Below are 17,929 nucleotides of genomic sequence, written 5' to 3'. Positions count from 1 at the left end.
TATCCTCGCGCCGTGCCAATTTTGGAACAAGACGGCAGGAAGCCAATGCCCCACTCTATGGAACACGTGCTCGTCGATAAAAGCGTCCTTTTTCTGGACCCGGACATTATCAACCGCATTCGCGCCAGGAATGGTCTGCCTTTTATCGCCCATTCCGATCTTCTGAAGCTTCAGTCCCTGACCGAGGGAAACGAGCAGGTCCACCGCAACGCACGGGATTTTTTTCGGTCCTTCATCGGCAAACCGTCTCGGCCGCACCGTGCGCTCCCTAAAGGTACAGCGCTGCATCCCGGCGATCTGCTGGCCGAATGCTCGTTCAATGGCCAAGCGATCTTCGCGCTCAAACGCACGACCGCGCCGCTGGAGCAAAGCTCTTCGGTAGAAGTCGTCGACTTGTGCCGCCATTACGATCTGCTGCTACTGACATGCGACGAATCGCAGCTCGCGCAGTGCAAAGCCGCGCAGGCCAGAGCCCAGCGCTGGACCGGACCGGCACCTGCACCTGCACCTGCACCTGCACCTGCACCTGCACCGATCGTGCCTTTCGACATGCCGGCAACCCCGCTCCTCACTGCCGACATGGTTATTCGCAACCAAGGTGAACGTGTCGCGGAAGGCTCGGTGGTAATCACCTCGAGCGGTCGTCAATTGACCCTGGATAAAGCCATCAGCGCCGGCGGAGAAGGAACGATCCATGCCGTGGCTGGCAACGCAGAAGTCTGCAAGATCTATCACATTGAAAAACTCACGACCCGGCGCCGCGAGAAAATCAGCCTGATGGTCACGCGTAAAATCGTCGAACCCGGCATTTGCTGGCCGACCGAGCTGGTGTTCAATGCGCAAAAGGAGTTCGTCGGTTATGTCATGCCTCGCGCGGATGGCAGAACACTTCACAGCACGGTATTCGTCAAACAGGTACTGCTGAAGACCTTCGCGAAATGGACGCGGCGTGACCTGGTGAATGTCGCGAGCGCCTTTTTGAAACAGGTGCACTATCTGCACTCGCTGAACATCATCGTGGGCGACATCAATCCGATGAACCTGCTCGTGACGGCAGACAGCAACAAGGTCTGGATGGTCGATACCGACAGCTTCCAGATTGGACATTTCCCCTGCGAAGTGGGCACGGTGCCGTTCACCGCGCCGGAAATCCAGGACGAAAAATATGGCGACTACCTGCGCACAAAAAATCACGAGCTGTTCGCCATCGCCACCATGCTGTTCATGATCCTGCTACCGGGCAAACCACCCTATTCTCAACAGGGTGGCGGAACGGCTTCCGACAACATCAAGAACATGAACTTCCCCTACCGATTCAAAAAGGGCAGCGGCATCGGCCGGGCAAGCGTCGCGCCGGTGGGCGTCTGGCAGCATATCTGGAGTCATTTGCCGTATCCGCTCAAACAGGCATTCAGCAATACTTTCGAAGACAATCAGCGACGCCCCATCGATGACTGGCTGAAACTGCTGACTCAGTACGGCGAAGGGTTACGCAAAGGCAAACATTGCGATGATTTGTTTCCTGCCGCGTTTCATATCAAAGATCCCGTTGAAGACGTCTGTGGCAGTTGCAAAAAGCCCCACAAGGTGGCCAAGGACTGGTTTGAAAAAATGAAGGCGGCAGGCAAGCCGACCATATGCTCGGACTGCCAGAAAACAGCGAAACTGAAAAGGCTGGCCAGTGAGAGCCAAAAGAAAATCGAGCAGGCCGGCCAGCGTGCGGCGCCACCTCCGGCGCCCATCGCGCCTCGACCAACGCCGCCCCCGCCTCCCAAAGTGGTGGCACAGACACCGAACCGTCCTGCGCCCGCGGCTGCACCTGCGACCGCCCGCCCGACAGCGGCAAGGCCGCAGCAGCAACCGACTTCCGCTCGACCGCAACCCTATCGACCATTGCCAGTGCACGCGAGCAATCGGCAAAACATCGTTTTGCGCTGGTTCAAACGACTCTTGAAGCGTTGGCTGTAACGCTCACCCCACAAGGACAATTCCATGCCAGACAACTATCTCCTCAGTCAGGAAGAACTTGCTGAGAACCCGACCACACGCGTACCCGTCTGCCTCGTGCTGGATGTCAGCGGATCAATGGAAGGCGAGCCTATTGCAGAACTGCACTCGGGCGTTCAACAGTTTTTCGAAGCAATCAAGGACGATGAAATAGCGCAATATGCCGCTGAAATCTGCATCGTGACTTTTGGCGGAACAGCGCAGAAAGTCATGGATTTCGGTTCCATCAGCCGTCAGGACGTGCCGCCGCTGGTCGCTTCCGGCATGACCCCGATGGGGCACGCCGTGGGCATCGCTCTGGATTTGCTGGAAGCGCGCAAAGAGGATTATCAACAGGCTGGCGTGGATTACTTTCAGCCGTGGATGGTTCTCATGACGGATGGCGAGCCAACCGATGACATTAGCGAAGCAGCCACTCGCGTCAGCGACATGATCAACAAACGCAAACTGACCGTGTTCCCCATCGCAATCGGTAAAGCCGCGAACGTACAATCGCTGGCTCGATTCTCGCCGTTACGCCCGCCACTGCGCCTTAAAGGCCTGCGCTTCAACGAGTTTTTTGCCTGGCTGAGCAAAAGTGTTTCCCGTGCCTCACAGTCGACACCCGGTGACGCGGTGCCACTGGATATCAAAGGCATCGAAGCCTGGGGACAGGTCTGAGCCATGTCTGACCTCCCAGACTTCACCTGTAAAACCGCTTTCGCGTCGGTCGCGGGCCGCTCGCACCTGAAAACTCAAACACCTTGCCAGGACTATGTCGCGGCAAGAGAGTCCAACGGCGTGACCTGCATAGCCCTGGCTGACGGTGCGGGCTCCAGAGCCCGGTCGAACATCGGCGCCCAGGTCGCGGTCACCGCGACACTCGCCTACGTCTGCAAGAATTTTGAAAGCCTTTGGCAGAATATGGAAAAAATCCATGCGAAGGCAGCCCAGCGTCTGGTCAATCGCTGTCTGGACGCATTCAGACGCAAATCCGCCAAGCTCGGCGGCGACATCAACGATCTGGCGTGCACCCTGTCGTTCGTTGCTTACTCGCAGGGTCGCTACATGGCCGGGCACTTGGGCGATGGTGTCATCGCAAGCATTGATTCGGACGGGCAACTCCAGACTCTCTCGCCTCCAGAAAACGGTGAATACGCCAATACCACCTGGTTTCTGACTGACCCTAAAGCGATATCGAAGCTACGGTTGTACCGCGGCCACATCGACACGCCAACCGGCTTTGCGATCATGAGTGACGGCAGCGCAGAAAGCCTTTATCAAAAATCCAGCGGAGCACCCGCACCGGCAGTCAAGACACTGCTGGGGTGGAATGCGACGTTGCCTCGGAAAAAATTCAAGGCTGTGCTGAGCGAGAACCTGCAACAGTCCATCGCCAGCAAAACTACCGATGATTGCGCCTTGGGCCTGATGTCGATTCTTGAACGTGAGGGGTCGATAAACGGCGTGGACGCTGACGAAGCGAAGTAATCGACAACCTCTGGCCCAAGGTTCGCCTTGCGCCAGAGGCATCCAGCTACGGTTACTGCAACACCCCCAATTCTTTCGCCCGGGCCACCGCTTGCGTGCGCCGCTCGACCCCCAACTTGCTGTTGATGTGGCTGGCGTGGGTTTTCACGGTGTGCAAAGAGATAAACAACTGTTCACTGATCTCCTGATTCGAACAGCCTTGGGCGATCAGGCGCAGTACCGCCAGTTCGCGGCTGCTGAGTTGCTCAGCCACTGCGCAATCCACAACCGGGCGAGACGTCGCTGGCGGGAAGTGTTCAAGCAGTTGCTGTCCTGTGAGCGCCGGCGAAGTCTGCAATTGGCTTCGCAGCCAATTCTCGTGCCCCTTCATCAAGGCATCGAACGGCTGCAGCACGCCTCCGGCGGCTGCTTCCAGCGCCTGCCCCAATGCCTTGCGGGCTTCTGTCTCCCGACTGCCTGCCAGCAACAGCGCCACCTTCTGCGTCAACGCCATCACACTAAGCAACTGCCGACCGGTTTGCTGGCCATTTTCATGCAACACGTTCAAACGCCCTTCGGCGAGCATCGGTTGGCCCTGATTCAGGTCGAGCAAAGCCTGTTGCAGTTCCACATGCAGCGGCAATTGTGGATGAAACTCCGGCGGCGCAGCGGCGCGTTCGCCAGTGTAGGTCTGGCCCAATCGCGCCAGCCACGCCTCGGCCAGATCGGTGCGACCCTGCGCCAGCCACAGTTCACATTTGACCAGAGTGATCATCGCCAGATAATAGATCGGCGGCACGTCCCAGATGTGCATCAGGCGTTCGGCTTCGGCCAGTTCGGCAAAGGCCTTGGCGAACTCGCCGCTGCCGCCATCCAGTCGAGCGATGACGCAATGGCCGATCAATACGCTGATATCGCGACAGGCTCGTGCCTCGCTGATTCCGGCCGACAACCGCACGCGTGCGGCCTGAGGCTGCAAGCGCATGGCCAAAAGAAAGCCTTCGTACAAGGTCAGCCGTGCGCGCACCGCGTACAGACGTTGTGGCGACAAACCACGCAAGCGCTCCAGCCCCTGATGGACTTCATCGAGGGCGCGCAGGATTTCGCCGCGAGCCTGCAACACCCGCGCGCGATCGTAGTGCGCCAGTGCCTCGAACAACGGATTGCCGACTCGCTGCGCCAGCTCCAGAGATTCGCGGTTAAGACCGCGTGCGCGCCACAGATCGCCATCGGCAATGGCCAGATTGGACAAGGTCGATAGACACATCAGCCGTTGGCCATAACGTTTGGCCGGCAGGCTTTCCAAGGCCTCGGTGCAGTATCTGATCGTCAGCTCACGGTGGCCACGCCCTCGGGCAATTATTCCGCTCAGTGCCAGCCATTGCGCCAGCATCGACTTTTGCGCAGTAGCGGAAGGCGCCGGCAGGAAGCGGCTCAGGTGGCTGGACAACTCCTCGGCGGCATCCAGCTGACAGGCCAGCCCCAGTGCCCAGCTGTACAACACAATCAAGCGCGGGGTGCTGATCAACAGGCTGTCTGGCAGGTCCATTTTCCAGCGCAGCAACATGCCGACGTTTTGCTCGGCCAGCAGTTGCTCCTCCGAGAGGTTCTGTACCAGATTTGCCGCGACATCCAGGTGACCGGCGCGCAACGCCTGCTCCACGGCTTCATCCAGCAGCCCTTGTGCGTTGAACCAGCGACAGGCACGCAGGTGCAGCGTTGCAGTCGGCACCATCGCCTGAGCAATCGGCCGACTGCGCAACAAATCCGAAAATAAATGGTGATAACGATACCAGTGACCGTGCTCGTCCAGCGGCACCAGAAAGACCTGATGGGCCAACAGGAAACGCAGGATCTCGGCGCTGTCGTGGGCTTCGCGAACGGCGTCGCACAGTTCGCTGCAAAAACGCTCTTGCGGTGCGGTGTCGTAGAGAAAGGCCTGCACTTCGGCCGGCAGGCAATCGATGACCTCTTCCAGCAGATAGTCGCGGATCAGCCCTTCCCCACCGTTCAACGCTTGCGGTAACGCCGCATCGCTGCCGGCCTCAGACACCGCGAGCAGCCAGAACCGCAAACCGGCGACCCAGCCTTCGCTGCGCTGGATCAGGTTTTCCAGCGCTTCACCGCGCAGCGAACTGCTGTGGCGATCGAGCAAGGTCATGGCTTCGTCGTGAGTCAGGCGCAGATCCGCTTCATGCAACTCCAGCAACTGCCGTGACAGACGCAAGCGCGCCAGATGCCAGTCCGGGCGCTGGCGACTGGTGACCATGACCAGCAAGCCATCGGGCAAATGGTTGAGGAAAAACTGCAGGCAGCGATCGAGCACCGGGCCTTGCGCAAGATGGTAATCGTCGAGCACCAACAGCAGTGGCGCGCCGGGATCGAGGTGCAGGGTCAGTTCATCGAGCAAGCCGTCGAGCCATTCTTCGAAGGCAAAGGGCTGGTGGCGTTGGCGCATTTTCAGCAGGCCGAGTGCGCGACTGCCCAGTTGCGGAAAGTAGTCCTGCAAGCCTTCGAGCAGACGTTCGAGGAAGCGCCCCGGGTCGCTGTCGCGAGGACTCAGGCCCAGCCAAAGGCTTTGCCAGTGTGCCGGCAGACTCTGACAGAACTCCACCGCCAGCGAGCTCTTGCCGAACCCGGCGGGAGCACTGACCAGCAACAGACGCCCACCGAGCCCGGCCTGCAGGCGCTCGCAAAGGCGTGGTCGCAAGACGTAGCCGTCAGGCAGCGGCGGGCGGAAAAAACGCCCGTCCAGTGCCGCGATGGCAACGCTTGCGGGACCCGGAAGTGGGGACAGATCAGTCATGGCCGGCTCTTGTTCGAATTGCTGTTGGCGGCGTTGCAGATGTCCGCAGACTAGCCTTAAACGAACCGGTTATGAAGGTTGCTGCTACAAATGGCTACAAAAAGGCTACACCCACCTTTGGACCCACCCCTGTAGGAGCTGCCGAAGGCTGCGATCTTTTGATCGGGCTTTTGTTGTTGAAAAGTCAAAATCAAAAGATCGCAGCCTGCGGCAACTCCTACAAAAGCGGTTCAACAGTGCGCCAGAAAAAGCAAAAAAAACGCCCCGAACCAGTCGGGGCGTTTTCACGAGGATGCGGCCTCGGTTTTACAGCGGTTTAGCGAACACCGTCCTGACGCAGTGCCGCCGGGGTGAAGTCGCTGGTGGTGGCGGTGAAACCGAAGTCATACGCACTCTTCTCTTCGTTCTTCATGCCCAGTGCCAGATAACGGCCGGACTGCAGGTCGTAGAGGGTTTCCAGGGCGTACCACGGCACTTGCTTGTCGTAGTAGTTCTCGGCATGCGCTTCGGCGACGCGCCACAGTTGGCCACGACCGTCGTAGTGATCGATCACGGCGGCTTGCCAGGTGTCTTCGTCGATGTAGAAGTCACGTTTGGCGTAGATGTGACGCTGACCTTCTTTCAGGGTGGCAACCACATGCCAGACGCGGCGCAGCTCGTAACGCGCCAGATCCTGGTTGATGTGACCGGCCTTGATAATGTCGGCGTACTTCAGTTTCGGATCGTCGAGCTTGTAGCTGTCGGAGGCGATGTACATCTCTTTCTTGCCTTCGAGCTTCCAGTCGTAGCGATCCGGAGCACCGTTGAACATGTCGAGGTTGTCGGAGGTACGCAGGCCATCCGCCGCAGTACCCGGACCGTCATAGGACACTTGTGGCGCACGACGCACACGACGCTGGCCGGCGTTGTAGACCCAGGCCGAACGAGGTTCCTTCACCTGATCGAGAGTTTCGTGCACCAGCAGCACACCACCGGCCAGACGGGCCGGCGCAGTCACTTTCTGCTTGAAGTAGAACAGGATGTTGCCCGGGTTTTTCGGGTCGTAGTCCTTCATCTTGTCGCGGAACACGAACTGATCCTGGAAGTACACCAGACTGAACGAGCCGTTCGGCTGAGGTGTGGCCTGGGTCACCAGACGGGTCACGCTGCCGCCGCGATAGCGGGTGATGTGGTTCCAGATGACTTCCACACCGGTTTTTGGAATCGGGAACGGTACAGCGGTATCGAAGTTTTCCAGACCGTTGCCGCCGGACACCAAGTTGGTGGTGGTGGCGTTTTTCCTGATCGCTGCGAACACGTCATCCGGCACGGTCGCACCACGATGGGACGGGTAGACCGGCATCTTGAAGGTGTCCGGGTAACGCTTGAACATCGCGTACTGACCTGGCGCCAGCTTGTCCTTGTACTTGTCGACGTCTTTCGCAGTGATGGTGAACAGCGGTTGCTCACTGGCGTATGGATTGGACAGGAAACCCTTGCTGTCGACCGAGCCGGCATTCTTCGGCAGCGGCTTCCACGCCGGGATCGAACCGTCGGCGTTACCGGCCATTTCCGCGCCCATCGGCGTCAGGCTCTTGCCCAGTTTGTCGGCTTCGGCAGCGGGCACGGCGGCCATGACGCCGGTCGCCAGCAGCGACAGGCCCAGAACACCGGCGTGGAACAGACTCTTTGTTATTTTCATAAATTCGTTCGTCCTGAAATGCAGTGCTTAGAAGTTCACGCCGAAGCTGAGCGCAACAAAGTCGCGGTCATCCACAGTGGTGTACTTGCCGTCGAAGAAGTTGGTGTACGCCAGACTCGCGGTGTAGGTGTTCTGGTATTCAGCGTCGACGCCCAGGCTGACCGCTTTGCGACCTTCCTCGAAGTTGCCGCCAGGGCCTGGCGAGTAACCGCTGACGTCGTGGGACCAGGCCACGTTCGGCTTCAGGTTCACACCGGCGAAGACGTCGTTGTATTCCCAGATGGCGCGACCGCGGTAGCCCCACGACATCGAGGTGGTGAAGCCGTCGTTGTCGCAGTTGCGGCTGCGGTTGTTCTGCGGTGAACCCGGCCCGGCACCATTGATGGTGCTGGCGTTGAGAATATTGGCGCAGGTATTCACACCGCCAGTGGCCGGCAACTCACCCGGGCCGTATACCGGATCGCGGCCATAGCGCTTGTCGGAACGGCTTTCCAGACCGCCGACGTAGGTCGCGCCGACTTCGCCGACGAGGGTCAGCCGGCTGGCGCCCATGACCTGATCGAAGAAGTGCGTGAACGTGGTCTGGATCTGGGTGATTTCCTTACGCTCGTAACCGTGCAGGTCCTGACCCGGCACGCCATTGAGGATCGAAGCGTTGGTCAGTGCCCCGCCGATCGGACGCACACCGGCGAACAAAATGTCGGTGGAGTTCAGTTGTACCGGGGCGTTCGGCCGGTAGCTGATCTCACCGCTCCACGCGGTACCGGTAGGCAGGGTGGTGGAGAAGCTCAGACCGTAGAGGCGAATGTCTTCAGGGTATTCAATGAAGTAGTTCGAGTTACCCGCGACCAGCAACGGTGCAAGCGCCGCAAACGGCCCCGGCAGCGCGCGCGCAGTGTTGTAGACCGATTGCGGAGCACCGGTGGCGCTGAAGATCGGCGCACGGCTGTGGTAGTTCATGAAGTAGGCGCCGAACTCGGTGTCCAGCGGTTCGTACATGTACTTGAAGGACGCGCCCCACTGGCCGCTGTCACGGGCATCGCGGTCCGGACCACGGCGCACCAGAACACCTTCTTCGTTGACGTTGACACCGTTGGCCGCCAACGGCCCCAGGGCGATGGCCGGGATTTGCGAACGCTTGTTCAGCACGCGCAGGTTGTCGTTGCAACCGTCGGCAACGATGTCCGGCTGCGAGAAGAACGTGCCGCAGTTATCGACGACGGTCTGGTCCCATTCCAGCTGATAGAACGCTTCGGCCGAAAGGTTTTCGGTCAGGCTCTGGGACACGTAGAACATGTTGACCGGGATCAGGCCTTCCTTGATCTCGGCGCCCGGACGACGGAACGCGGAAACGTCGATCGGGTTGATCGAGTTGATGCCGCCACCGATAAAGGTACTTTCACCCCAGCTCACCACCTGTTTGCCCAGACGCACGGAACCTGGCTGATCGGCGATCGCGTAGTTGTGGTAGACGAAGGCGTCGAGGATCTGCCCGCCGGACGACTTGGCGCCCTCTTTACGGCCCGAATCGCTGATGTCCTTGAACTCGCGGCTTTCGTCCTTGAGTTCGAAGTCGTACCAGTATTTGCCACGGACAAACACGCCGGTGTCGCCGTATTTCAGTTCAAGGTCATGGATGCCCTTGAAGATCTTCGAAAAGGTTTCGCCGCTCTTGAAGTTGGCGTGGCCATCGTCAGAAGTCTGCGACAGACCATGGCCGCCGTTGTTGACGCCGATGAGGTTCTTGTTCGGGCTCTGGGTAGACCAACTGGCACCGATCGACAGGGAAGAGTCGAACTGGCCCTCGATTTCACCGACGTTGAAACTGACGCCGAATGCGGGCCCGGCGAGCGAAGAGGCAAGACTGACCGCCAGAGGCAGTTTCGCCCGGCGCCAGAACTGGTTTACTGAGGTCATCGACGCTACTCCATGTGCATTATTGTTATGGCAGTGAGTACTTTTAAAAACGCCTGAAGGACCGGGTGCCAGAGACAACCCGAAATCACTCCAAAGATGCATCGCCCCGTTTTGTGCGTGTGCCCCGTTCTTAAAAATCCTTGAGCGGACTATAGCCAGCAGGTGGTACTGCTTGATCCCTCTAAAGTGTGATTTGCAGCTGCCGGCCACTCTGGAACAGTCCTTTCGCCAGTCCGACGCATGTCGGCACGGCAAGGATGGCTGATTTTTTCGATTTCACAAGCCAAGCGCTTGCTTGGTGGGTCTGGCGCGCCGGTTTCGGCGCGCCAGCAGACACTCAAAGTGTCGAGAGGAAGGTGCTGTTGTTGGCCTGCCATTCGGTGATGTCGAGACGGATGCGCTTCTTGTCGAGCTTGCCGACACTGGTCTTGGGAATTTCGGTAACAAGGGCGATCTGACTCGGAATCGCCCACTTGCTCAGGTGTCCCAATTCCACGAACGGCTTGAGGTGTTCCTTGAGCTCGCGTGCCCCGATCACATGCCCTTCGCGGATTACCAGCAAGGCAAATGGACGCTCGCCCCACTGCGGATCGGCGATGCCCACCACTGCTACTTCGCGTACCGCGACGTGACGGCTGATCAGGTCTTCGAGGTCCAGCGAGGAGATCCACTCGCCGCCGGTCTTGATCACGTCCTTGATGCGATCGCGGATGTCGATCACGCCCATGCTGTCGAGCGTGGCGACGTCGCCGGTGTGCAGCCAGCCGCCAGCCCAGAGCTCGGCGCCCTTCTGCGGTTCGTTGAAATAGCCTTCGGTGAGCCATGGCGCACGCAGCACCAGTTCGCCCTGGGTCTCGCCGTCGGCCGGGAGAAAGTGACCCTCGGCGTCGACAATCGCCGCTTCCACCAGCGGCCCCGGCACGCCGGCCTTGATCCGGTAGGTGGTGCGTTCGTCTTCAGTGCCGGCCATCAACTCATCATTGAGATGCGCACAGGATACAAGCGGCCCGGTTTCCGACATGCCGTACGCAGCGGTGAGCTGAATGCCCCGCGCCTTGGCGGTTTCATACAAGGTGCGATTGAGCGCGCTGCCGCCGATGACAATTTTCCAGCCGCCGAAATCGGTGCCTTGCGCGCCTTTGGCGTTGAGCAGCATCTGCAGAATGGTCGGTACGCAGTGGGAGAAGGTAACTTTCTCCTTGCGCCACAACTCCACCAGAAACTCCGGATCGTAGCGCCCCGGATAAACCTGTTTGAGGCCAAGCATGGTCGCCACGTACGGCAGGCCCCAGGCGTGTACATGGAACATCGGTGTGATCGGCATGTACACGTCGTTGGTGCCGAGCAGGCGCACGCTGTCGATCGCGCCCATGATCGTCGACACCCCCATGGTGTGCAGGACCAGTTGCCGATGGGTGAAATACACGCCTTTCGGATTGCCCGTGGTGCCGGTGGTGTAGAACGTGGTGGCGACCGAGTTTTCGTCGAAGTCCTGGAAGTCGTACTGCGGGCTCGCGGCGGCCAGCAGTTGTTCGTACTCGCCGACCAGATTCGGCAGGTCGGCGGTTTTTTCCGGCAAATCAGTCAGCAGCAGGGTTTTCTCGACCGTGGTCAGGTGCGGTGCGATTGCCTGGTAAAGACCGACGAACTCGCTGTTGACCAGCACAAAGCGGTCCTCGGCGTGGTTCATGGTGTAGAGGATCTGTTCCGGCGACAGGCGCACGTTGATGGTATGAATCACCGCGCCAATCATCGGAATCGCAAACATGCATTCCAGGTAACGATGGCTGTCCCAGTCCATCACCGCCACGGTGTCACCGGCTTTCACACCGGCGGCCGTCAGCACATTGGCCAACCGCGCCACGCGCTCGATCAATGTCGGGTAGCTATAGCGCAACTGGTCACGGTAGATGATCTCGCGGGTTTTCTCGTAACGGGCGCCGGACATCAGCAGCCGTTTGATCAGCAATGGATACTGGTAGGCCCCATCGGCCGGGGGAATGACGCGAGTCTGCAACATAAGAATCCCTTTTCTGACTGCACGGTGTTGGCGTAGAGATCGGTACTCTAGAACCCTTATACGCCAGCCAAATCAGCCAAAGGAATGATTTGCAAAGCCGTACAAATGCTAGCTTTGCGCCAGCATTTGCCGGTTTTCGCTATTGATCAGGCTGTTTGCCCTACAGCCTCCTCGGAAGGCGTCCGTGGGAATACGACTGCTGCAAGGAAGGTCAAAGCGCCGAAACCCGCAAGAATCAAGTACAGGCCTACAAAACCATGGCGCGGTTCGACATAGGAAATCAGCGGAATCGCCGTCGCACTGGCACCGAACGATAAACAGTAACGCAGAGCGAACACCCGTGATTGCCATTGCGGGGCGACGAAGTTGGCGACCATCGCATCGTTGACGGTGACCTGACCAAACACCACGAACATAAACGCTGCGCCGAGGGCGATCACGGCCCAGCCGTCGGCATAGGCCAGCGCAAATAACAGCGGTGCCTGGCACAGCGTCAGGACAATGAACGGCCATTTCAGGCTGAGCCGATGCAACACCCGACCAATGCTCAACTGTGCAACCGCACCGAAGGCATAGGCCAGACTGACCACCACACCAAGGGTTTGCGGCGAGGCAAACAGCTCATGCAAACGCTCCTGAAACAGCTTCGGATAGGTCATGGTGGTGGCGTTGAACACCACGCCGCCAGTGGCCGTCGCCAGCGCCAGCACGCCGAACACCATGAGCATGGAAATACGCTGGCCAGCGGCCCCCTTGAGTGGCGTGTGTGCACGCTTCGGAATCGGCTCTTCACGCACCTGCAAGGCGAAGCCGACTCCCAGCACAATCGCCACTGCGCCCGGTATCAGAAACGCCGAGCGCCAGCCGAATTGCGCCACCAGCAAACCGGTGATCAGCGCCGAAAACGCCACACCCAGATTGCCCCACATACCGTTGATGCCGATTTCCCGGCCGCGATTCTGTGCATAAGCGACCAACATCGCCGTGCCGACCGGGTGATAAATCGCCGCAAAAATACCGATCAGGGTCAGGCCGATCACCAGCATCGTCGGACTGTTACTCAGGCCGGTAAAAATCGCCGAGACGCCTATACCGAAGAAAAACACCAGCATCATCTGCCGCCGACTCCAGTGGTCGCCCAGCCAACCAGCGGGTAGCGAACACGCGCCGAAGGCAATGAAGCCGCCCAGTGACAGGCCGATCAGCGTGGCGTAGTCGAGACCGAAGGCCTGCGTCATACCGAGCACGGCGGCGGGAAATATCAGCATGAACATGTGATCGATCACATGGGCGGCGTTGATATAGCGAATGACGTTTCTGGATTGATTCATGGCGGCACGCTTTACGTTGTTGTGTGGCGCTATGCTAAGTTGGCCACAAAGCGCATTCCTGCCAGACAAGTCATCGAATCAGACATGTTGATCAGCCATTTCGAACACGGCCCGGTGAGCGCCTACCCCCGGGATTATCTGGATGGCGCGCACCAGCCGCTGCACCTGCATCGTGAGGCGCAGTTGTTGTATGCGGTCAGCGGGATCATGCGCGTGGTCACGGACTCGGGTGCATGGGTGATTCCGCCTAGTCGCGCGGTGTGGATTCCGCCAGAAGTGGCGCACGAGATTTTCATGAGCGGCGACGTGCAGATGCGCTCGCTGTTCATCGCGCCAGAACTGTCACCCGCCAGCCTGCAACAGTGCTGCGTTTTGGCGGTGACACCGCTGCTGCGCGAGCTGATCCTGCGTGCCGTGCAAGGGCCGCCGCATGCCGACAATCCGCTGATTCAGCAGTTGATGCTGGAAGAACTCGCCGGTCTGGAAAACCTGCCGCTGCACATTCCGATGCCAACCGACCGGCGTCTGCAAAATATCTGTCTGGCACTGCTGCACACCCCCGATCACACCAATACGCTGGAAGACTGGGCGCAGCAGGTCGGCGCCAGCTCACGCACGCTGGCGCGGCTGTTTCAGCAACAAGTGCAGATGAGTTTCAACGCCTGGCGCCAGCAACTGCGCCTGATGGAAGCCCTGCCCCGCCTGCTCGCCGGGGACAGCGTGCAGCGTGTGGCGCAGGACTTGGGTTACGGCAGCGCGCGGGCGTTCAGCGCGATGTTTCGCCGTTTGCTTGGGGAAAATCCCCGCGATTACCTGAATACCCTGAGCAAGCTCAGCGCACTCGTGTAGGAATTTCCCACCCCCTGTGGGAGCGAGCTTGCTCGCGAAAGCAATCTTCCAGTCACCTGTGATGTCGACTGATCCGACGCCTTCGCGAGCAAGCTCGCTCCCACAGGTTGATCGCGTTTCAGCGCTTAGTGCATCTCGGTGAACGCGATTTTCACGCCGAGAGCGATCAGCACCGCGCCCATGGTGCGGTCGAACCAGTGGCCCATGCGGGCGAAACCGGCACGCACCCGCTGCTGACTGAACAACATCGCCACCAGACAGAACCAAAACGCAGTCGCGACCGCCAGGTAAATCCCGTAACCGGCCTGCACCGCCAGTGGCGTGTGCGGGTTGATCACCACAGTGAACAGCGACAGGAAAAACAGCGTGGCTTTCGGATTCAGGCCATTGGTGACGAAGCCCGACGTGAACGCGCCGCGAGCCGTGCGTACGCCGGCCTCTTTGTGCAAGTCATCGGCCACGGCTTTGGCGGGTTGCGCGCGCAATGCCTTGAAGCCGATGTACAGCAAGTAAGCCGCCGCCGCCCATTTCAACGCGTTGAACAACACGATCGATTGCGACACGATCAGGCCGATACCGAGCAGCGAATAACCAACGTGCAGGAAAATCGCCGTGCCCACGCCCAGTGCGGTCCAGGTACCGGCGCGACGACCGTGGGTTACGCTCTCGCGCACCACCACCGCGAAGTCCGGGCCGGGGCTGGCGACAGCCAGCAAGTGGATCAGTGCAACGGTCAAGAACTCGGTCCAGTACATGGGGGCTCCTTTCGGCCAAGCGTATCAATTTGTTTCATCTGGTAGGCTCGGCAGATTACGCCCTACGCTCACAGCACGAAAGGTACAGTTGATGACCAACACGCACCGCGCGGTATTCCTTGATCACCCTTCGCTGGATCTCGGCGACCTCGACCTCAGTCCGTTGCGCGAGTGTTTCAGCGATCTGCAACTGTTCGCCCAAACGTTGCCCGGGCAAGTCGCCGAACGCCTGCAAGGCGCCACCGTAGCGATCACCAACAAGATCCTGATCGACGCCGCCGCCATGGCCGCCAACCCCGACCTGAGGCTGATCCTGATCACCGCCACCGGCACCAACAACGTCGACCTCGCGGCCGCCCGTGCTCACGGCATCACCGTGTGCAACTGTCAGGGTTACGGCACGCCGTCGGTGGCGCAGCACACGATCATGCTGCTGCTCAACCTCGCCACGCGTCTGGCCGATTACCAGAAAGCCGTTGGCGAAGGTCGCTGGCAGCAGGCGAAACAGTTCTGTTTGCTCGACTATCCGATTGTCGAGCTGGAAGGCAAAACCCTCGGCCTGCTCGGTCATGGCGAACTCGGCGGCGCCGTGGCGCGATTGGCCGAAGCGTTCGGCATGCGCGTGTTGCTCGGGCAGATTCCCGGGCGCCCAGCTCGCCCGGATCGTTTGCCGCTGGATGAACTGCTGCCACAAATCGACGCCCTCACCCTGCACTGCCCGCTCAACGAGCACACCCGCCACTTCATCGGTGCTCGCGAGTTGGCGTCGATGAAGCCCGGTGCGTTCGTGGTCAACACCGCGCGTGGCGGTCTGATCGATGAACAGGCGCTGGCCGATGCCTTGCGCAATGGCCACCTCGGCGGCGCGGCTACCGATGTGTTGAGCGTCGAGCCACCGACCCAAGGCAATCCGTTGCTCGCGGCGGACATCCCACGCCTGATCGTTACGCCACACAACGCCTGGGGCAGCCGTGAGGCACGCCAGCGCATCGTCGGTCAATTGACCGAAAACGCTCAGGCGTTCTTCAGCGGTAAGGCGCTGCGGGTCGTCAGTTGATAAACTGCGGCACTTTTTTTTGAGGAGCAGTTATGGATCCGCGCAGTGAAGTACTGCTTCGTCAGCCCGAGTTGTTTCAAGGTTCGTTGTTGTTGGCCGGTTTGCCCGCCGATGATTTGCTCGGACGCCTGCCCAACGCATTCGGCTGGTGCTGGCATGCCGGCGACCAGGCCGCACTGGATGCCCGTTTCGAAGGGCGCAGCCATTTCGGCGTGAACATTCCCGAGCGCGAGTTCGACAGCGCCGTGGTGTTTCTGCCCAAGTCCAAAGACCTCACCGACTACATCCTCAACGCCGTGGCTTCGCGTCTGGCCGGGCGTGAAGTATTTCTGGTCGGGGAAAAGCGCAGCGGCATCGAAGGCGCATCCAAGCAGCTCAACCCGTTCGGCAAGCCGCGCAAACTCGACAGCGCGCGCCACTGCCAGTTGTGGCAAGTGACTGTGGCCAACGCCCCTGAAGAGAAACCCCTGGAAAGCCTGGCGCAGACCTATGAATTGCCTTTGGCCGAGGGTCCGCTGAAAGTCATCAGCCTGCCGGGCGTGTTCAGCCACGGTCGCCTGGATCGCGGCAGCGCCCTGCTGCTGGAGCATCTGGACAAACTGCCGAGTGGCCATTTGCTCGACTTCGGTTGCGGCGCGGGCGTGTTGGGGGCTGCGGTCAAACGTCGCTACCCACACAATCAGGTCACGTTGCTGGATGTGGACGCGTTTGCCGCCGCCAGCAGTCGCCTGACATTGGCGGCCAATGGTCTGGAAGCTGAAGTGCTGACCGGTGACGGTATCGACGCTGCGCCGATGGGTTTGAACGCAATTCTGAGCAACCCACCGTTCCATGTCGGCGTGCACACCGATTACTTCGCCACCGAGAACTTGCTGCGAAAAGCAGCGAAACATCTGAAAAACGGCGGCGAACTGCGCTTGGTGGCGAACAGCTTCCTCAAGTATCAACCACTGATCGAAGAGCATCTGGGCGTCTGTGCAATCAAGGCTGAAGGCAATGGTTTCCGCATCTACCGGGCCAAGCGCGGCTGAAAATTTGTTCTTGCTCAATCGGATTTGCGAAGGCAGAATCCGCTCCGTCCTAGGGGAGTAGTCTCCCACGAGCGCCAAGCTCGTCCGGCATACGTCAACATACTTGATCCTCAGATCATGGCGTATGCGACCCAAGCGTCCGCAGCAGACGGATCGCAGGGTTTGACAAGACCTATGACACGCACACCTTACCCGGGGCGGGAAGGCTGTACGTGTCATAGCCGTGTCGACCCGCCCCTTAGGAAATCCTGATGCTGGACTCGTTACTCGTTCCCACCGCAATCGTTGCCTTGGCCGAAATCGGCGACAAGACGCAACTGCTCGCGCTGATTCTCGCCGCTCGCTTTCGCAAACCCTGGCCGATCATTGCCGGTATTGTCGCTGCGACCTTGGCCAACCACGCAGCAGCCGGTGCGGTCGGCGCCTGGTTCGGCAGTTTCTTCTCGAATGCCACGCTGCACTGGATTCTCGCCGCAAGCTTTACGGCCACTGCGCTGTGGACACTGGTTCCGGACAAAATGGATGACGATGAAACCAGCACCGCGCGCAAGTTCGGGCCGTTCCTGACCACGCTGATTGCGTTCTTCCTCGCAGAAATGGGTGACAAGACTCAGGTCGCGACAGTGATGCTCGCGGCACAATACCCGGATCTGTGGCTGGTGATTATCGGTACCACGGCGGGCATGTTGATTGCCAACGTGCCGGTGGTGCTGGCAGGTAACTTCGCCGCAGACAAACTGCCACTGACCTTGATCCGTCGCCTCGCGGCTTCGGCATTCATGATTTTGGCGATTGTTGCGGTGTACAAGGCGATGCAGAGCAGTGGCTGGGTTTAACCCTGAGAGAAGGATCGTTCCCACGCTCTGCGTGGGAATGCAGCCGGGGACGCTCTGCGTCCCTTGAGGCATTCCCACGCAGAGCGTCACTAGTGTCCGGTAAAAACTGAAGGGGGAGCTTGCTCCCCCTTGCTGTGCCTGCTTCCTGAGCAATAATCAGGTTTTTCAGACTCGATTTTCGCCTATGTTC

At 59.7% G+C, this 17,929-nt stretch carries 14 protein-coding genes and 1 riboswitch; of the genes, 8 read left to right on the top strand and 6 right to left on the bottom strand.

All coding sequences use genetic code 11. From position 1 onward, the window contains the following. The first annotated feature begins 57 nt into the window (after nucleotides 1–57). From H8F23_RS27765 to H8F23_RS27755, 3 genes are read left to right on the top strand one after another with little or no spacing between them, the layout of a single operon-like run. Nucleotides 58–1,968, top strand: coding sequence for a protein kinase domain-containing protein (locus H8F23_RS27765; RefSeq protein WP_194936481.1), 1,911 nt, complete (start codon nucleotides 58–60; stop codon nucleotides 1,966–1,968). 24 nt (nucleotides 1,969–1,992) lie between these two features. After that, nucleotides 1,993–2,667, top strand: coding sequence for a vWA domain-containing protein (locus H8F23_RS27760; RefSeq protein WP_194936480.1), 675 nt, complete (start codon nucleotides 1,993–1,995; stop codon nucleotides 2,665–2,667). 3 nt (nucleotides 2,668–2,670) lie between these two features. Further along, the gene (locus tag H8F23_RS27755; protein WP_194936479.1) at nucleotides 2,671–3,477 is read left to right on the top strand and encodes a PP2C family serine/threonine-protein phosphatase; all 807 of its coding nucleotides are present in this window, start codon (nucleotides 2,671–2,673) and stop codon (nucleotides 3,475–3,477) included. 52 nt (nucleotides 3,478–3,529) lie between these two features. Here H8F23_RS27755 and H8F23_RS27750 read toward each other — a convergent pair whose 3' ends face one another. Next, nucleotides 3,530–6,262, bottom strand: coding sequence for a LuxR C-terminal-related transcriptional regulator (locus H8F23_RS27750; RefSeq protein WP_194936478.1), 2,733 nt, complete (start codon nucleotides 6,260–6,262; stop codon nucleotides 3,530–3,532). A 71-nt stretch (nucleotides 6,263–6,333) separates the two neighbouring features. Between H8F23_RS27750 and H8F23_RS27745 the strand changes: the two genes are divergently transcribed. After that, on the top strand, nucleotides 6,334–6,582 hold the full coding sequence (locus tag H8F23_RS27745) for a hypothetical protein (protein WP_194936477.1): 249 nt from the start codon (nucleotides 6,334–6,336) through the stop codon (nucleotides 6,580–6,582). On the opposite strand, the gene H8F23_RS27740 is transcribed toward H8F23_RS27745, so the two are convergent. The 4 genes from H8F23_RS27740 to H8F23_RS27725 all read right to left on the bottom strand — a co-directional run bounded on the left by H8F23_RS27740 (nucleotide 6,579) and on the right by H8F23_RS27725 (nucleotide 13,211). Beyond that, nucleotides 6,579–7,943 (bottom strand): DUF1329 domain-containing protein, encoded by a 1,365-nt coding sequence (locus tag H8F23_RS27740; protein WP_034154350.1) that lies wholly within the window; start codon nucleotides 7,941–7,943, stop codon nucleotides 6,579–6,581. The genes H8F23_RS27745 and H8F23_RS27740 overlap by 4 nt on opposite strands. A gap of 27 nt (nucleotides 7,944–7,970) precedes the next feature. After that, on the bottom strand, nucleotides 7,971–9,860 hold the full coding sequence (locus H8F23_RS27735; protein WP_016985157.1) for a DUF1302 domain-containing protein: 1,890 nt from the start codon (nucleotides 9,858–9,860) through the stop codon (nucleotides 7,971–7,973). 337 nt (nucleotides 9,861–10,197) lie between these two features. Then, complete coding sequence (locus tag H8F23_RS27730; RefSeq protein WP_194936476.1) at nucleotides 10,198–11,880, bottom strand: fatty acid--CoA ligase; 1,683 nt, start codon at nucleotides 11,878–11,880, stop codon at nucleotides 10,198–10,200. A gap of 146 nt (nucleotides 11,881–12,026) precedes the next feature. Next, complete coding sequence (locus tag H8F23_RS27725; protein ID WP_194936475.1) at nucleotides 12,027–13,211, bottom strand: MFS transporter; 1,185 nt, start codon at nucleotides 13,209–13,211, stop codon at nucleotides 12,027–12,029. A gap of 84 nt (nucleotides 13,212–13,295) precedes the next feature. Between H8F23_RS27725 and H8F23_RS27720 the strand changes: the two genes are divergently transcribed. Beyond that, a complete protein-coding gene (locus H8F23_RS27720; RefSeq protein ID WP_194936474.1) occupies nucleotides 13,296–14,060 on the top strand; it encodes an AraC family transcriptional regulator in 765 nt (254 codons plus the stop codon). 125 nt (nucleotides 14,061–14,185) lie between these two features. Here H8F23_RS27720 and H8F23_RS27715 read toward each other — a convergent pair whose 3' ends face one another. Beyond that, nucleotides 14,186–14,815 (bottom strand): LysE family translocator, encoded by a 630-nt coding sequence (locus tag H8F23_RS27715; protein WP_093441294.1) that lies wholly within the window; start codon nucleotides 14,813–14,815, stop codon nucleotides 14,186–14,188. Between the two features lie 91 nt (nucleotides 14,816–14,906). On the opposite strand from H8F23_RS27715, the gene H8F23_RS27710 reads away from it, so the two are divergent. The 3 genes from H8F23_RS27710 (at nucleotide 14,907) to H8F23_RS27700 (ending at nucleotide 17,739) form a co-directional block, all read left to right on the top strand. Then, nucleotides 14,907–15,872 carry a 2-hydroxyacid dehydrogenase gene (locus tag H8F23_RS27710; RefSeq protein WP_194936473.1) on the top strand — a complete coding sequence of 322 codons (966 nt, stop codon included), beginning with the start codon at nucleotides 14,907–14,909 and terminating at the stop codon, nucleotides 15,870–15,872. Between the two features lie 32 nt (nucleotides 15,873–15,904). Further along, nucleotides 15,905–16,903 carry a class I SAM-dependent methyltransferase gene (locus H8F23_RS27705; protein WP_194936472.1) on the top strand — a complete coding sequence of 333 codons (999 nt, stop codon included), beginning with the start codon at nucleotides 15,905–15,907 and terminating at the stop codon, nucleotides 16,901–16,903. Between the two features lie 39 nt (nucleotides 16,904–16,942). Further along, nucleotides 16,943–17,067, top strand: a riboswitch (yybP-ykoY riboswitch). Nucleotides 17,068–17,154: 87 nt separating this feature from the next. After that, the gene (locus tag H8F23_RS27700; RefSeq protein WP_007912813.1) at nucleotides 17,155–17,739 is read left to right on the top strand and encodes a TMEM165/GDT1 family protein; all 585 of its coding nucleotides are present in this window, start codon (nucleotides 17,155–17,157) and stop codon (nucleotides 17,737–17,739) included. Nucleotides 17,740–17,929 lie beyond the last annotated feature (190 nt).

Source organism: Pseudomonas neuropathica (genome assembly GCF_015461835.1).
GTDB lineage: Bacteria > Pseudomonadota > Gammaproteobacteria > Pseudomonadales > Pseudomonadaceae > Aquipseudomonas > Aquipseudomonas neuropathica.
The sequence above is the reverse complement of the archived record's forward strand: the minus strand, read 5'-3'. Positions and strand labels throughout refer to the sequence as shown.

What these genes read in the sequence shown, in the direction of transcription:
- H8F23_RS27765 (WP_194936481.1), top strand. Translation starts at nt 58, where the DNA reads ATGGAACACGTGCTCGTCGATAAAAGCGTCCTTTTTCTGGACCCGGAC.
- H8F23_RS27760 (WP_194936480.1), top strand. Translation starts at nt 1,993, where the DNA reads ATGCCAGACAACTATCTCCTCAGTCAGGAAGAACTTGCTGAGAACCCG.
- H8F23_RS27755 (WP_194936479.1), top strand. Translation starts at nt 2,671, where the DNA reads ATGTCTGACCTCCCAGACTTCACCTGTAAAACCGCTTTCGCGTCGGTC.
- H8F23_RS27750 (WP_194936478.1), bottom strand. Translation starts at nt 6,262, where the DNA reads ATGACTGATCTGTCCCCACTTCCGGGTCCCGCAAGCGTTGCCATCGCG.
- H8F23_RS27745 (WP_194936477.1), top strand. Translation starts at nt 6,334, where the DNA reads ATGAAGGTTGCTGCTACAAATGGCTACAAAAAGGCTACACCCACCTTT.
- H8F23_RS27740 (WP_034154350.1), bottom strand. Translation starts at nt 7,943, where the DNA reads ATGAAAATAACAAAGAGTCTGTTCCACGCCGGTGTTCTGGGCCTGTCG.
- H8F23_RS27735 (WP_016985157.1), bottom strand. Translation starts at nt 9,860, where the DNA reads ATGACCTCAGTAAACCAGTTCTGGCGCCGGGCGAAACTGCCTCTGGCG.
- H8F23_RS27730 (WP_194936476.1), bottom strand. Translation starts at nt 11,880, where the DNA reads ATGTTGCAGACTCGCGTCATTCCCCCGGCCGATGGGGCCTACCAGTAT.
- H8F23_RS27725 (WP_194936475.1), bottom strand. Translation starts at nt 13,211, where the DNA reads ATGAATCAATCCAGAAACGTCATTCGCTATATCAACGCCGCCCATGTG.
- H8F23_RS27720 (WP_194936474.1), top strand. Translation starts at nt 13,296, where the DNA reads ATGTTGATCAGCCATTTCGAACACGGCCCGGTGAGCGCCTACCCCCGG.
- H8F23_RS27715 (WP_093441294.1), bottom strand. Translation starts at nt 14,815, where the DNA reads ATGTACTGGACCGAGTTCTTGACCGTTGCACTGATCCACTTGCTGGCT.
- H8F23_RS27710 (WP_194936473.1), top strand. Translation starts at nt 14,907, where the DNA reads ATGACCAACACGCACCGCGCGGTATTCCTTGATCACCCTTCGCTGGAT.
- H8F23_RS27705 (WP_194936472.1), top strand. Translation starts at nt 15,905, where the DNA reads ATGGATCCGCGCAGTGAAGTACTGCTTCGTCAGCCCGAGTTGTTTCAA.
- H8F23_RS27700 (WP_007912813.1), top strand. Translation starts at nt 17,155, where the DNA reads ATGCTGGACTCGTTACTCGTTCCCACCGCAATCGTTGCCTTGGCCGAA.